The organism is Streptomyces sp. NPDC002868 (genome assembly GCF_055563295.1).
On sequence record NZ_JBVHDR010000002.1, the window covers coordinates 551,611 to 566,312 of the forward strand.

Genomic DNA, 14,702 nt, shown 5'->3' on the forward strand with positions numbered 1-14,702 from the left:
CAGGGCATCGACCGCCGGGAGCACTCATCACGGGGCGGGGCGGAGACGCGTTGGTCTGGCGTACTGTCCCAGGTTCTCTGCCACCAGCAGTACCTGGACAAGAACCCGGCGGGGTACTGCGGGATCGGCGGGACCGGGGTCTCGTGCCCGATCGGCGTCGCCAAGGCCGGTGGCTGAACCCCCCAGGCGCGACGGCAACGCTGAACGCGCTGCTCGCCGGTCCTGATCCGGTGAGCAGCGCCCTGCGGGCTCAGATCCCGCACACGCGAGTGACGGGCCGGTGCGGCTGCGGCTGCGGCTGCGGCTGCGGCTGCGTGACAGTCGACCTGACGGTGGACCGGGCGGCAGTGCCCCCGCTCCGACGCACGGCAATTTGGCGGCAGATGCCTGGTACGTCGCGCCGGAGGACGCCGGGGTAATGGTGTTCACGAAGAACGGTTATCTCTCGCTCTTGGAGATCTACTCGGCGTCTAGCGAGCCGATCACCGCATGGCCGGAGCCTCGCTTCGTCGAGCGCTGAGCAGCCGACAGCGCAGGCGGAACGTCCACCGTGACCAAGCGGATGCGGGCACCAGTAGTGCCTTTCGAGCAGCAAACCCGAACGGGTTGGTGCGCTGCAGTTCAGCGCCCTGGCAGATGGCTCAGTAGACCCCGCTGAGATCCGTGCCCTCGGGTGCCTTGTAGCAGCCAGAGACTACGTTCACCAGGATCAGGGGCTGCGTCTTGCCCGACTCTCCGGTGACATGCAGTTCCGCATTGATGGAGAAGTGCTCCTTCTCGGAGTCCGCGGTGAGTTCCAGGTTCTTGTTTGCGCTCTTGTTGGGCCCGTACTCGACGATCTTCCACCCATTCTTCGGCAGTCTCTCCTTGAGGCGCGTGAAGCCTTGCTTCAGCTCGTCGGGCGAGACTCCGTAGAGCGACCAGGGGTGGCGGGAGAGGAAGAGGTGTTCGGGGTCCTCCTCGCAGGTGGAGATGCCGGGACCGGGCTCGGTCGTCTTACCCGCCTTGATGCCGATCATGTCGAAGACCTGGCTGGAGACATCCTTGGTCTTCGCCCGGGCCTCCTCGACACCGAGCGCGGTGGGGGTGTAGCCGAGCTCGTCCATGTCCTTCGAGCATCCCGTCGTGATGGAGGCCAGAGCCAGGCCAGAAACAAGGAGCCTGGCGGCGGTGCGGGTCATCAGTCCTCTTCCACGTCGCCGTAGTTGCCGACGACTACGAAAGCTTGGTTCTTCAGGCTCATTGAATCGCGGCACCGGAACGGCCAGCCCCGGAGCCCCCGTCCCCGGGGCCAATGCCCCCTCCTGCATGCGGAGTTGTGACAAGTTGCCAGCCGGCACGCCATGCTTGGACACGGCTCGACGCCCGAAGCGCCGACCTCAGCGTCCACAGAGAATGAGGAGGCCGCCATGTCGTTTGCACGGAGTCGTGATCTGCGTCTGCCCACACCCGAGGAGGCTCCGCCGGGCCGGTCCGCGCTCGCGTACGAGGTTCCCGAGAAGCACACCGTGCTCGGGACGGCGTTACTGGGCCCCTACCCCGAGGGCTTCGAGGTCGCCGACTTCGCCCTTGGCTGCTTCTGGGGCGCCGAGCGCCGGTTCTGGCAGCTTCCGGCGGGCGTCTGGACCACCCTGACCGGCTTTCAGGGGGGCTATACGCCCCACCCGGTGGACGACGAGGTACGCACCGGGCGGACGGGGCACGCGGAGACGGTGCGGGTGGTCTTCGACCCCGCGGAGATCACGTACGAGCGGCTGCTCCAGCTCTTCTGGGAGTCCCACGACCCCACCCAGGGCTTCCGCCAGGGCAATGACGTCGGTACCCACGTCAGGTCGATCCTCTTCACCCACTCCCCCGCCCAGCAGGCGGCGGCCGAGCGGACCCGGACGCACTACCAGCAGGCCCTGTCCGCCTCGGGATACGGCGAGATCACCACGGAGATCCTCCCGGCCGAGCACCACCCGTTCTATCCGGCGCGGGCGTATCACCAGCAGTACTTGGACAAGAACCCGGCGGGGTACTGCGGGATCGGCGGGACGGGGGTCAAGCTAGGTACCCCGTTCGCGACCAACTGGGGAGCGTCCTGCCCGTCGGGCATCGCGCCGGCTCCGGAGGCCACGGACAAGTAGCTGGTGGCGCGGGCCCTGGTGCTTGAAGAGGACGGCCGTGGTACTGGCAACTGGCACCGTGCTGCGGCCAGGCCTTCGCCGGGGGTGAAGGGGGGTCGAAAATCGGTGGCTGCCCGGACCGGTCGGCTCGACGCTGCGCGTCATGGAAGAACCGCAACGCCGGATCAGGGCGGTCTACGCAGCATCCACGATCACCGTCTATCAGGCGTACTCCCCGGACATCGGCCTGCCCGCCGTCCGCGAGGGCCGTTTCGCCATGTGGAAGCGGGACCGGATGACATGGATCAGTCGCTCATTGCCGCGCGTTGATCGCGGTTTGTGATCTTCCCAAGAGGCCGTCAGCGATGCCGCAAAGGGCTCATCCTTCCGTTCAAGAGGGGAGCCCCGAAGGGCCAGCGTCACGATGCTGCATCTCGAGGAACCGTGGTCGGTTCCGGCCATATCCGGCGATGGACTTGGCCGCGTGGACTACCGACCGCGCTAGTGCTCGCGAGCGCAACGGCGTCCCGTACGCAGGTTTTGCCTGCGGCTTCTCGGTCGAGCGAAGAAGACGGACGGTCTGAGCGACCACCCCCTACGGTTGCTATCTGGACATCAACTCCCTTGTGTCAGTGGGCCGTTGTGTGCCGTGGGCGGTAGCCTTCTTCGACTGCTCGGCGACTGCCGACGGTTGAGGACAAGCTCAGGGGGATGCACATGCAGTGCTTAGGCCACGTGGGTTTTACCCCGTGGCGGCCAAGCGTTCGCTTCGCAGGCGATGCGCTCTGGCTACGACCTCAATGCGTAGGCATTGGTCGTCCGGCTGGCATGTGTGTTTCACCCTGCAAGATCCGGACGCCGATGTTCTGACAGAACTCGGAAGGATCGTCGTTGTCCACTCAGGTGCCGGTGTGTAACCACCGGGTCTACGAAGTCGTGATCGTTTTTCTGGTGTCCGTGGTCGCGGGCCTGATGAGCGGCCTTCTCTGGGTCGCGCTTGGCATGTCGCCGGTGTCGGCAGTCGGTACTGGAGCCGTGGTGCTCGCCGGGGTCTTCGGTCTCTGCATGACGGCCGTCGCTTACGTCAAGAGGCAGGGCAATTAACCCTCAGTGAGGGGCGTTTCCCAGGGGCCGCCCCCACATGCTTGCTTGTGATCGCCCGAGCGACTCGGCGCTCACCACGGTCGATTGTTCGGGCGGCGACGGCCGCGAGGGCGATGGCCGCGGCGCGGGCCGGCGTGGGCTTTGCGCGAGCGGATCGCGGTGGTGTGGCCAAGAGAGGGTTCCTCTCCACGGTCGGGCGCGCGGATGCGCGGCACCGATCGGACCATCGTGACCTAACCGGCCTTCCCCCAGGGTGTGTTGAGGTAATCCTGACGACTACTGCGGGGGTGTGTGGATGTCGATGTCGGTGATGAGACTCCCGCCGTCCGCGTCGAGGATTCCGCACAGGCGGTTGACCGGCGTGTACAGGGGCCTGGCGTCGGATTCGATGCCGTCTTCGTCTTCGAAGTCGAAGAGCCGGTCGAACGGCACGGTGACGAACGGCCACACGGCCGGGTCGGCGGCGGCGGAGTCAGGGTGGTACTGCCACTGGGTGCCGCAGGTGCGGTTGTGGACCTCGCCGACATACCAGGCGGCCGTCTGGAGGAAGTCGCTGCCGCGTTCCTCCCATGCCTGGTCGCTGCTGGTGTAGCGGGAGCGAACGAGGGCCTCCAGGCGCTCAAGGGAGCCGGGGGTGAAGTCCCAGTCCCCGTCGTACCGCTGGGCCCATGCGGGGAACTCTTGCTGCTGGATCTGAAGCCAGGCGTCCAGGACGGGGTTGCTGGAGCGTATGCGGTCCAGCTCGGCCAGTTCCTGGTACTCGTCGTCGGTCATCTCCATACCGGCCGACCCTACCCGGCACCTCTGACAGTGCGGCAGCGGCTCGTACGACGCGCCCCAATAGGGTTGCATTCACAAAGAGTTCAGGTACTAGGCTGCCTCGTTGGCGGTGTCATGTCACGGGGGCTCACACCGCTCTCTCACATGTCCCCAGGCCCCCGCAGGTAAGGGACAAAGCACTTGAAAACCATACGTTCACGCGTGAGGGCACGCCTGGCATCCGCTGTCGCGGTCGCCGCCGCGGCAACCCTCGCGTTCACCGGCCTTCCGGGCCTGACCTCCAGCGCGGATGCCGCACCGCGGAAGCCGCCGAACCCGGGCATGCTCTGCCGCGACTACTTCGATCTCGCGGAAGACCTCGCTGCCATCGTGGAGATGCCCGACGGGGATGCGTCGCGGGCGAAGTCCCAGTGGGACACCTACGAGTACGAGAACCCGGGCAAGAATTGGGACGGTCTTCAGGGGCCGTCCGAGGCGGACTACAAGCGCCTGGAGAAGGAGACCAAGGAGCCTCCGAAGTCCCGGCCGGTCGACCGGGTCTGGTGGAAGTGGATCCGGGCCAGCAAGAAGAACCCGAACGCGTTCGGGGACTTCACCTACTGGCGCGACATCATCCTGATCAAGAACGCCGGGAACGACCCGCGCGGCAAGGCCTTCGAGAAGAAGATCATCAAGGAACACGGTCTCGTCGGTGACGACTGGATCTGCCAGAAGGAGTTCGATTACACCGACCCCGATACCGGCAAGACTCACCGGCGTCAGGCGGATGCGTGGAACAAGAGCACCGGTCAGGCGCTGGAGATCAAGTCCAACGGGCATCCGGAGAAAAAGCAGAAGCCGGGTGACATCGCCTGGTCGAAGCAGAAGGAATCCCCGGTCAAGTCGCTGAAGTACATCTTCGCCGAGCCGCAGGAGAAGTCCGCCAAGGACCACCTGAACGAGCTGAAGAAGAACGCTCCGGGCAAGGTCACCGAGTACAACTACCGCTCCCGCAAGGTCGAGCTGGCCCCGGGCGGGGGCGTGCGGGACAAGTCGACCACCATGCAGCCCCCCGGATCCAAGGGGGTGACCGGCGGCGGGGCGCAGGATCTGATCCGTGAGTCGCGGCCGAACCCGAAGGACATGAAGGAGTTCCTGGACCGCAAGAACGCAGCCGACCCGAACCGTCTTCAGCCCAAGGGCCCGGGTGGGGTGGACTTCACCACGCTGGAGCTGCGGTACATCGGCAAGCCGGTCAAGGGCAAGGGCGTCGACTACAGCTTCTCCGCCAAGGAAGTCCCCGAGGACACGGCCGGCTGGGGAGGCAAGGCCAAGTCGCAGCTCATCAACGACGCGTTCTTCACATGGCTCGCGCTGGACCCGTCGAAGTTCTGGGTGAACCTGAACCCGGACCAGCCCGACAAGATCATGGACACGGCGTTCGGGAAGACCGACGCCGGCCGGATCCTGCTGGAAGCCGACCTGGAGATGAAGCGGGACTACGCCTCGGCGATGAACCCGACCAAGCGGCCCGAGGCCGACCGGTTCTGGAAGTCGATGCCCCGCAACAGTGAGGGCGTTCCGTGCTGGTTCTCCGTGCGGAACTGGATCGAGCCTGCGACCGCCGTCGTCCGTGAGGAGAACGGCGGCATCCACATCCTCGACACGCCGCTGAAGGTCAAGGCCCAGTACCTCGCCTACAGCAACATGCCCGACAACGGCACGGAGCTGTGCGACTTCAACGAGCAGCAGAAGAAGTGGGCCGAGCAGCAGGTCAACACGCTGATCATCCCCGAGGTGGAGAAGCAGGTGAACACCAGCCCCCGCTACGCGGACCTGCGGCGGGTGTACACGGCGCGAGTGGCGGCGGAGTTCATCCGCCAGCAGGACGCCAAGGCACCCACGGACTACCACAAGGTCATCAACAGCAACGACGTGACCGCGTGGCCGCTGCGCGGGGAAAACAAGGACTGGACGCGAGAGAAGACCTACCAGGCATACCTGAAGTCTCTGCGCACCGGTGAGGATCACTGGGAGCACGACGCCGGCGGCGGCCGGTACGCCTACGGGGTCGGCGGTGTGGACCTGTCCAAGCAGCCGAAGCGGAACATGACGAAGGTCCGCTTCGATACCGAGCACCGCTACCTCCCTCGCGAGACGAAGTCATCGGTGCGCACGCTGACGGACAACGCCAAGGACGGCGAGAGGAACCTTCTGCTCTTGGGCGGCAACACCGTGTCCTCCGACGTCTCCAGCGGCGGCGACACCCCGGACCCGACGCCGACTCCCACGCCGACGCCGACCAAGCCGGGTGAGCCGACGGATGAGCCCACCGACCCCACCACGCCCCCGGCTACCGGCGGCAGCAGCGGCGGCACGGGCGGGAACGACCCGGAAGGCGACCTCGCCGACACCGGCTCCAGCACACCGGTCGGACTGTTCGCTGGACTCGCCGCAGCCCTCGCGGCCATCGGCGGCGGCCTGGTGTGGTGGAAGCGCCGCCGCACCGCCGACCAGGAGTAGTCCGACCACAGCGCTCTCATAACGGCTCGGCCCCGCACCCAACGACTGGGTGCGGGGCCGAAGCCGTCTATCAGTTCACTCCCGCTAGTGCGGGACGGGCCACCGGCATGTTGCTGTACGAGAGGTAATGGGCGTCCCATGTCCTCCCAGGTCAACCAGTACTTCGGGTGGTAATCGATCTTCATCCGGGAGGTGAAGGCGCGGAACGGCTCGATTGGGCCGCTGACCTGGTCGAAGGCTGCACGGACCCCGGTTTCGTCGGTGGATTCAGGCTAAGTACCCCGTTCGAGACGAACTGGGGAGCTTCCTGCCCGACCGGACTGACCCCCGCTCCGACCGAGGAGTAACCCCAGCCCCGCCGTGTCACCGTGCGTCGCATCAGCCGATGGCCGACTCAGCGGCTGCCAGCGCGAGGTGCCATGGGTACGCGTCCGGTCGGCCCTCGCCTGGCTTGTTCGGGATGAACCCGCCTTCCCTGTAGAGCACTTGGACGCCCATGGCGCGGAGGGTTGCGACGCTCTGATCGAACTGCGTGTGCTTCACGTACGCGGCGTTGACGCACGGCATCGTGATGACGGGGATGCCCTTGCCGGTTCCCTCGGCCACGAATCCGACCACAACAGTGAGTCGCTGCGAGGCCGGCGGAACGGGTTTGGCCAATGGCCTGCCCGGTTCGGGGACGAGTGCGTACGAACGGACTTCGCCGAAGCCGTACTTCGACAGGACTGCCTCGCGCCCCAACTCCTCGCCCTCCGTGATGGCTTCGAGTACAGCCTCGCGTGTGATCGCTTCTCGACGCATGGCTGTGGCTACGACGGGGGACTGACAGTCCTGCTGTTGTTCCTGGACTGAGCCGCCTCGCCTTTGCGCGATCTCAGGGCCCGGCAGACCACCGCCTTGCGCCGAACGCGCCTCCAGGGGCGTCATCGCTGGTCACCAGTCAGCAAACGGCTCTTGCATGCCGACCGGCGGATGCGCTGCGAGGCCGCCCCACTTGACCTGACTGACCGCTCGATCTGACATGGATCTGGCACGAGCACCGGCGATCGGCTGATGAACGTGGGCTCGGCAGAGTGAGTTTGGCCGACGCCCCACCGGGTCCACGATCTGGTGCCTACGGCACGCGGGCCGCACGCGCCATACCGGCTTCCGGGCGACCACTACCGCTTTCTTCCAAGCGGCCGTGGTCGGCGATGGGCAGTCAGCGCCGGACAGGACCAGTGGCGGTTGAGAACACACCGTGTCGTTAGCTCCCACAACCCCGTACGTAACCGGACCGCCCCTTGGCCCCGACAGCATCCGGGTGGTCCGGCCATGAAGGGCACGGAAGGGGCCCGTCGCTTGGAGCCTGCCGCAAGCGTCAGTAATGGTGTTCCCGTTCCACCGCGGCGTGTTGGCGTGGCCGGGCGGTTGATGTCCGTCCCGAAAACAGTGAGCTAAGGCGCGTTCGTCCCAGCTTTCCTCGGCGCAGTCTGTGGTCGTGTCGCTACAGTCTTCAAAGGTCTGCGAAACGCAACAGTGGGGCGGCGGGGTGGGGCGGCGATTCTTCATAGCGCTGGGGAGCGGTCGGTACCGCCATCTTCCGGAGGACGAACAACTGCACTCCGTGGCCGCTGACGTCCGCGCGACGACAGAGCTGTTTGCCGCCTTCGGATATCAAGCGGTACTACCCGGCCTGGGGGAGTACGACGGCGCCGAGCAGATCCGTCAGAAGCTGCGGCACTGGTCGGCGGACACCGCCTTGACCGCTGACGACGTAGCGGTCGTGTACTTCGCCGGCCACGGATTCGTGGAGGAGCGTGACCGGCACTATCTGCTCTGCTGGGATTCGCATGATGAGGACCCCGCGGCCACCGCCCTGGCTACCGAGGACTTGGTGCGCATTCTGTGCCGCGGCAATCTGCGGCACCTCCTGCTGATCCTCGATACGTGCGCGGGTGGTGCCGGCAGTGCGGAGGCCTCTGCCGTTGCTCTCCAGTCGATTGCGTACCGGAACAGTGGCGCCGATGTTTCTACCGGTCTGTGGTTCCTGGCGTCAGCGCGCCGCAAGGACGTTGCTGAGGACGGTGCCTTCGTGGACGCCCTCAGCGAGGCAGTGGGGACGACAACAGGGCGCACCGGCCAGCGTCAGCAGTACCTGGACCTCACCGAACTTGTGAAGGCGGTCAACGAGCGCTTTGAGGCCGACGGTCTCGGGCAGCGCGCTGAACTGGCCAGCGGTCTGGTCACAGGCCTGGCCCCCTTCCTGCCCAACTCGGGCTTCCGGGAGGAACTGCCCCCCATCGGCACCGATCTCGAGGTTCAGCGCCGGGTCGTCGAGCGAGACCTCACCGAGCACTTCGGACCTCGGTCGCGTGGAGTGGAGTTCGAGTCGGAACAGGGGCTCTACTTCAGCGGACGCATTCGTGTGCTGACCGAACTGGTGACGTGGCTGACGGCAGACGAAGGAGACGGAAAGGGACGGGTCATCACCGGCAGTCCGGGCTGCGGCAAGTCAGCGGTTCTGGGCAGGATCGTCGCACTCTCGGACAGCCGGTACCGCTCGAGGCTTGATCTGACGGGTGTCGATCCGGCGACCGTGATGCCCGAGGGGTGCGTGACAGCGGCAGTGCACGCACGGCACAAGCGTCTCGAAGAGGTCGTAGAACGGATCGCCACCGCTCTCGATGCGGAGGCGGACGGCGCGGCGGCGCTACTCCAGGAACTGACGCGGCGAGGCCGACAGGGACCGCCTTTGGTCATTGTCGTGGACGCGGTGGACGAGGCCGGGTCCGACACCGCGGCAGACGCGGGTGGCCACGGCGAACCGCGGCGGATCACCCGGGAGTTACTGCGGCCCATGTCGGAGATCCAGGGGGTGCGGCTTCTGGTGGGGACCCGCCACGAATTGGTCGCGCCCCTCGGACCAACCTTCACCTGCATGGATCTGGACCGGCCCGAGTACCGTGCCGGTGAGGACGATGTGGCCGGATACGTCACCAGAGTGCTGCTCGCCACCGAAGAGCCCGAGGTGTGTACCCCGTACCGGGGCCGTCCTGATCTTGCTCGAACAGTTGCCGGGGGTGTGGCCGCGAAGGCCGCTGGCGTCTATCTCTACGCCAGGACCACTGCGCGCACGCTGCGGTCCGACCGGGTCGCCGTGGACGTCGACCGTCCCGGTTGGGGAGGGCAGCTGCCGAGCGAGGTCGGTGAGGCGTTCGACGACTACCTGGCCCGTTTCGGGCCCGACGAGCCGCGGGTGCGCCGCATGCTGCTTGCCCTCGCCTTCTCGGAGGGCAAGGGCCTTCCCCGGGGGCAGGTCTGGACGGCGCTGAGTTCGGTGATCTCGGGCATTTCCTGCACGGAAGAGGACGTCTCGTGGGTTCTGGACGTCGCAGAGGCGTATATCGCCGAGGTTATCGACGACGACCGGCGTTCGGCCTACCGGCTCTACCACAAGGCACTGGCCGAGCATTTACGCGGGACGGCCGACCGGCTGCCCGACAACATCCAGCAGTCGGTCGTCGAAGCGCTCTGTTCCCTTGTACCCGCCTCGCCGGACGGCCGGCCTGACTGGTTCGCGGCTGTGCCCTATATACGTCAGCACTTGGCGACGCACGCGGCGGCGGCGGGCGTTCTCGCCGGGCTCGTCGCGGATCCGGGCTTCCTGCTCGCCTGCGAACCTCTGTCACTGTTACGGGCGTTCGCATCGATAGAGGGCGACGGTCCGAGACGTATCCGCGGCGCGTACGAACAGGTCGCGCACCGTCTGACGACAGATCGCCCGCTGGGGGAACGAGCCGCCGATCTGCAACTGTCCGCCCGTCGTTGTGAGGCCGATCAACTGGCAGACCGCATCGGCGAACTCGGGGTCTCGCTCCCGTGGTCCGCGAGCTGGGCTTGGTGGTCGACCAGCGGCGTACACCGGCTGCTCAGCGGCCACACCAAGACAGTGGGATGCGTTGCGGTCGGAGAACTCGACGGACGGCCCATCGCGGTTACCGGCAGCCTGGACGGGACCGCCCTGGTCTGGGACCTCACCACGCAACGCCAGATTGGCGACCCGCTGCGGGTGGGCATTGCCGTGAGCGCCATCGCCATCGGCGATCTCGGCGACTACACGGTTGCGCTCACCGGGGGTGACGATGGCACCGTCAGGGTCTGGGATCTCTCGGCGGGCCAGGAACACGGCCGAGCGCTGACCGGACACACCAACCGTGTCGAGGCCATCGTGATGGATGCCGTCGGCGGGCGCCCCGTCGTTCTGACCGCCAGCGGGGACGGTACGGCACGGATCTGGGATCTCGTCAGCAGACGTCAGCTCGGCCGCGACCTGACTGCGCACAAACGAACGGTCTGGGACGCCGACCTGGGTGCACTCGATGGGCGCCCGGTCGCGGTCACTGGTGGCGACGACAAAGCCGTCTATGTCTGGGACCTGAGTGATGTGCTCGACGGTGGTGACGCACGCCTCGACGGTAGCCCGCTCATCGGGCCGGCCGAGGCGGTCACCTCGGTATGTGTGGCGCGGTTGGACGGCCGGACCGTGGCGCTGGTCGGAGACAAGGCCGGGATGATCAGTCTGTGGGACCTGGCCGATCGCCGCCAGATCGGTGAGCCTGTCATGGGCCACGTCTACTTCACCAGGAGTGGCGTCGCCTCCGCGGTGATCGGAGAGTTCAACGGCCGGACCGTGGCGCTGACGACCGGGCGGCGTGAAGCCCGCTTGTGGGATCTGCGAACGCTTCAGCAACTCGGACATCCTCTCCGCGGTCATGTCGAGGACATCACGGCAGCCGCTCTTACCGACCGTGGAGATGCCTCCCTGGCGGTCACGGTGAGTCAGGACCGCACGGCCCGGATGTGGGATCTGACCGCAGACCAGCCCGAGGAGGGACACACTCGCCCAGTGCTCGCCGCGGCGTTCTGTGACGTCGCGGGCCGCCCCATGGCAGTGACCGGCGGACAGGACGGCACCGCCCGCTTGTGGGATCTCCGAACGCGAAGCACGGTCGGCAGTCCCATGGAGGGGCATTCGGGTCAGGTGCTCGCCGTGGCCTTCGGGGTCGCCAACGGGCGAACGATCGTCGCAACAGGGGGGTCCGACACCACGGTCCGGCTGTGGGACGCCTTCCGGGGGACGGCCCTGGGACCGCCCCTGACAGGACACACCAACGCGGTGCGATGTATGGCCCTTGGCGAGCTGAACGGCGAGGCGGTCGTGGTGAGTGGCGGTGAGGACGGCACCGTCCGGATCTGGTACGTCGCCTCCGGAGCGCTTGTCGGCCCGCCGATGGTGGGGCACATCGGCGGCATCCGCCACCTTGCCGTGCGGCGTTCAGGCCGGGGAATGGAAATCGTCCTCGCGACTTCGCTGGATCATGCGTATCTCTGGCAGGTGAGCGATCGCAGTGTGCCGCTGCCGGCCCGGCCGCATGCGCATTTCAACGTCGAGGACCTCACGCCGACCGCGCGGGCCGTCGGTGTGGCCTTCCTCGGAGCGCGTCCTGTTGTCCTGTCCACGCTTGAGGGCAACAACGTGTACGTGCATGACATCGTCAGCTGTTCCGCCGTCGGTGGGCCGTTCCTCGGCCACACCGAGTACGTGTTGGTCGGAGCGCTCGGCACTGTCGGGAGAAAGTCCGTCGTGGTGTCCATGGCTTACGACGACACTGTGCGGATCTGGGATCTGGAAACGCGCTCGCCTCTGGGCCCGCCCTTGGAAGGGTTCACCAGGCTAGGCCCGGATCTCATGCGCGCGGCCCCGGTACTCGGACAGGTCGACGGGGTGCCGGTGGCTGTGATCGTCCACTCGCGCGATGTGCGGCTCTGGGACCTGGTCACCATGCGGCCCATCGGAGAACCGTTGTGCGGCGCGGATCAGAGGCTGGTATCGGCCGACATCGTCCAGACCACGGACGGCAAGGCGGTCGTCGTCACCGGAAGCGCCGACGGCGTCGTACGCACACACGACCTGGAAGACGGCCGCCAGGTGACGGCCCAGATCACATCGGCTGCGCAGGAGATCTTCGACGTAACGGCCGCCCAAGTGGACGGTGACAGCGTGCTGGTGCGCAGCAGCTGGACGGAGGCCGAAGTCTGGAGCCTGCAAACCCGGCGACGGCTCGGTAAGCGCTCCGGCACGTCGTGGCGGGCATGCGTGCACACGATGGACGGCAATGCCGTGGTGGTGTCGGTCGCGGGGGACTACACACTCCATGCCTGGGACCTGCAGACCCACGCCCCTGTATGCCCGCCGATGACCGGTCACACCGCTGATGTGATGACGGTCCGGACAGGCGTGGCCGACGGCGTCCATCTCGTGGCCAGTGCGTCCCTCGACGGAACGGTGCGCCTGTGGGATCTGCACACGGGAGACCCGTTCAGTGAGCCGCTCGGCGGACACGAAATGGGCGCGTTCGGCCTGGACTTCGCTCACCTGGACCGCGATGTCATCGTCTCCGGAGCGGGCGACGGACGCCTGCGATTCTCGGACATCGCCGATGTTCGCGACACGGGAGTTGAACTTGAAGCCTTCCCCTCCGCAGTCCGGGCGATTCGTATCGCAGACGTTCATGGCACACCAATGATGGTCGCAGCGGACCGGTACGGACTGATGCGGGTCGCGAACATGAACTCCGCCAGCTGGACAGGCGAACTCGACATCGGCAGTGGCATCAACGGCATTGCTGTCGACGGCAGTGGGCGGGTATGCGTCGCAACCGACATGGGCGTTGTCGCTCTACGTCTCAATATCGCCGGACAAGTGAAGGAGCAGGGTGCCATATGACCCGTATCGTCCTCGTCCACGGCATAGCACAAGAGTTCAAGGGGCCCCGCACTCTGCTTGCCGACTGGTATCCGGCACTGAGCGACGGTCTCGGCCTGGCCGGGACGCAAGTGCAGCAACACGAGGTCTCCGTGGCCTTCTACGGCGATCTCTTCCGCCCCGTCGGCCACCGCAGGATCGGAATCCCGGACCTGGACGCCTCCGACGTTCGGAATGACCTCGAACGCGAACTGCTCCTCCTTTGGTGGGAGGGTGCATCCCGCCAGGAGCCGCAGGTAGCCGGACCGGATGCCATAACTCGGCTGCGTACCCCACACCTTGTCCAGCGGGCACTCGATGCGCTCAGCCACTCCTCTTTCTTCGCCGGGCTCAGTGAACGTCTCATGATCTCCAGTGCGCGACAGGTCCGTCGCTACTTCACGGAGCCGGAAGTAAGGGCAGAGGTTCAGAAGCGCCTCGCCCAGACAGTGAACGGGGAGACCGAGGTGATTGTCGCGCACTCACTCGGCTCGGTGGTCGCCTACGAGGCCCTGTGCGCCCATCCTGACTGGCATGACCTGACACTGATCACGCTGGGATCCCCGCTTGCCGTGCGCAATCTCGTATTCGAGCACCTGATCCCGGAGCCCACTGCTGGCTACGCCCGCTGGCCGGCTCCCGTGAAGCGCTGGACCAATGTCGCCGACCGGGGCGATGCCGTCGCGTTGACCAAGGCTCTGGCACCCTCGTTCGGGGATCGCGTGAGCGATGTCGTCGTCCACAATGGCGCCAAAGCTCACGATGTACGGCCGTATCTCACAGCGCTGGAAACCGGAAAAGCCATCGCCGAAGCACTGAGTGAAGGTGTCGCGGATGCCTAGCGTGGTTCGGTGTGGCTCCGCCAGAGGCAGCGCGGACGTCGGTCGACCAAGCCGTGCGCTGTTTGGGTCTATGACCGGGGCCTTCGCCTTGGAGCGGGGTGACGGGAATCGAACCCGCGCTCTGCGTTTGAGAATCATCGTGTGATCAAGCCCGCAAGGTATGTCATGGTCGAAGGGATCGCGGCCATCGGGGCGGGCGTACTTCTCGGAGAAGGTGTCGTAGGTGCGGCTGTTGGCTTCCATCAGCGCGAACAGCGGACCGTAGAAGTCGCTCAACTGCAGGTTGACGCGTGTCAGCCGCGCCTGCCTCTGCGCCAGTCGCAGACCGTTGAGGAAGGTCGCCAGGTAACCGATGAACGCCAGCCCGACGGTCAAGATCACTGTGGCCATGGCTGGTGATGCCAGTGAACGCGATACATGCGTACGACATGACGGGTACCGACCGGCGTCCGCACCCACAACTCACGCCGCTCGGTGCGGAGTTACAGGAGAGTGGCGGATGGCGCGCGGGGCGGCCGGGCCTCCTGTGAGCCGGGAGCAACCATCCCCTTACCGCCAGGAAACCGCGCCGGGCATGCC

The 14,702-nt window shown here is 66.4% G+C and carries 10 protein-coding genes and 3 pseudogenes; 10 read left to right on the forward strand and 3 right to left on the reverse strand.

Going from position 1 to position 14,702, the window contains the following annotated elements; translation table 11 throughout:
- Nucleotides 1-81: 81 nt before the first annotated feature.
- A pseudogene (locus ACZ3H8_RS08455) lies at nucleotides 82-177 on the forward strand (peptide-methionine (S)-S-oxide reductase MsrA); the annotation flags it as partial.
- Nucleotides 178-280: 103 nt separating this feature from the next.
- A complete protein-coding gene (locus ACZ3H8_RS08460; RefSeq protein ID WP_467399024.1) occupies nucleotides 281-520 on the forward strand; it encodes a hypothetical protein in 240 nt (79 codons plus the stop codon).
- 121 nt (nucleotides 521-641) lie between these two features.
- Here the strand turns inward: ACZ3H8_RS08460 and ACZ3H8_RS08465 are convergent, their stop codons facing one another.
- Nucleotides 642-1,181: a hypothetical protein gene (locus ACZ3H8_RS08465; protein ID WP_467399027.1), complete on the reverse strand. Its 540-nt coding sequence runs from the start codon at nucleotides 1,179-1,181 to the stop codon at nucleotides 642-644.
- A gap of 228 nt (nucleotides 1,182-1,409) precedes the next feature.
- Between ACZ3H8_RS08465 and msrA the strand changes: the two genes are divergently transcribed.
- The 3 genes and pseudogenes from msrA (at nucleotide 1,410) to ACZ3H8_RS08480 (ending at nucleotide 3,212) form a co-directional block, all read left to right on the forward strand.
- Nucleotides 1,410-2,129, forward strand: coding sequence for a peptide-methionine (S)-S-oxide reductase MsrA (msrA, locus tag ACZ3H8_RS08470; RefSeq protein ID WP_467399029.1), 720 nt, complete (start codon nucleotides 1,410-1,412; stop codon nucleotides 2,127-2,129).
- 142 nt (nucleotides 2,130-2,271) lie between these two features.
- A pseudogene (locus ACZ3H8_RS08475) lies at nucleotides 2,272-2,424 on the forward strand (DUF4291 family protein); the annotation flags it as partial.
- Nucleotides 2,425-2,999: 575 nt separating this feature from the next.
- Nucleotides 3,000-3,212: a hypothetical protein gene (locus ACZ3H8_RS08480; RefSeq protein WP_356227271.1), complete on the forward strand. Its 213-nt coding sequence runs from the start codon at nucleotides 3,000-3,002 to the stop codon at nucleotides 3,210-3,212.
- A 276-nt stretch (nucleotides 3,213-3,488) separates the two neighbouring features.
- On the opposite strand, the gene ACZ3H8_RS08485 is transcribed toward ACZ3H8_RS08480, so the two are convergent.
- Nucleotides 3,489-3,992 (reverse strand): hypothetical protein, encoded by a 504-nt coding sequence (locus tag ACZ3H8_RS08485; protein ID WP_467399033.1) that lies wholly within the window; start codon nucleotides 3,990-3,992, stop codon nucleotides 3,489-3,491.
- A gap of 201 nt (nucleotides 3,993-4,193) precedes the next feature.
- Here ACZ3H8_RS08485 and ACZ3H8_RS08490 point away from each other — a divergent pair, with 201 nt between their 5' ends.
- On the forward strand, nucleotides 4,194-6,494 hold the full coding sequence (locus ACZ3H8_RS08490; RefSeq protein ID WP_467399034.1) for an LPXTG cell wall anchor domain-containing protein: 2,301 nt from the start codon (nucleotides 4,194-4,196) through the stop codon (nucleotides 6,492-6,494).
- A 378-nt stretch (nucleotides 6,495-6,872) separates the two neighbouring features.
- Here the strand turns inward: ACZ3H8_RS08490 and ACZ3H8_RS08495 are convergent, their stop codons facing one another.
- Nucleotides 6,873-7,295, reverse strand: coding sequence for a ScoMcrA-related endonuclease (locus tag ACZ3H8_RS08495; protein ID WP_467399037.1), 423 nt, complete (start codon nucleotides 7,293-7,295; stop codon nucleotides 6,873-6,875).
- 280 nt (nucleotides 7,296-7,575) lie between these two features.
- Between ACZ3H8_RS08495 and ACZ3H8_RS08500 the strand changes: the two are divergent.
- The 4 genes and pseudogenes from ACZ3H8_RS08500 to ACZ3H8_RS08515 all read left to right on the forward strand — a co-directional run.
- Nucleotides 7,576-7,725: pseudogene (locus ACZ3H8_RS08500) on the forward strand (DUF7848 domain-containing protein); the annotation flags it as partial.
- A 300-nt stretch (nucleotides 7,726-8,025) separates the two neighbouring features.
- Nucleotides 8,026-13,263: a caspase family protein gene (locus ACZ3H8_RS08505; RefSeq protein ID WP_467399040.1), complete on the forward strand. Its 5,238-nt coding sequence runs from the start codon at nucleotides 8,026-8,028 to the stop codon at nucleotides 13,261-13,263.
- Nucleotides 13,260-14,123, forward strand: coding sequence for a hypothetical protein (locus ACZ3H8_RS08510; protein ID WP_467399042.1), 864 nt, complete (start codon nucleotides 13,260-13,262; stop codon nucleotides 14,121-14,123). Before ACZ3H8_RS08505 ends, ACZ3H8_RS08510 begins: the two co-directional genes overlap by 4 nt.
- Before the next feature lie 141 nt (nucleotides 14,124-14,264).
- Complete coding sequence (locus ACZ3H8_RS08515; protein WP_467399044.1) at nucleotides 14,265-14,522, forward strand: hypothetical protein; 258 nt, start codon at nucleotides 14,265-14,267, stop codon at nucleotides 14,520-14,522.
- The last annotated feature ends 180 nt before the right edge of the window (nucleotides 14,523-14,702 follow it).

Coding starts and splice junctions, on each gene's coding strand:
- ACZ3H8_RS08465 (WP_467399027.1), bottom strand. CDS start 1,181: ATGACCCGCACCGCCGCCAGGCTCCTTGTTTCTGGCCTGGCTCTGGCC.
- msrA (WP_467399029.1), top strand. CDS start 1,410: ATGTCGTTTGCACGGAGTCGTGATCTGCGTCTGCCCACACCCGAGGAG.
- ACZ3H8_RS08485 (WP_467399033.1), bottom strand. CDS start 3,992: ATGGAGATGACCGACGACGAGTACCAGGAACTGGCCGAGCTGGACCGC.
- ACZ3H8_RS08495 (WP_467399037.1), bottom strand. CDS start 7,295: ATGCGTCGAGAAGCGATCACACGCGAGGCTGTACTCGAAGCCATCACG.
- ACZ3H8_RS08510 (WP_467399042.1), top strand. CDS start 13,260: ATGACCCGTATCGTCCTCGTCCACGGCATAGCACAAGAGTTCAAGGGG.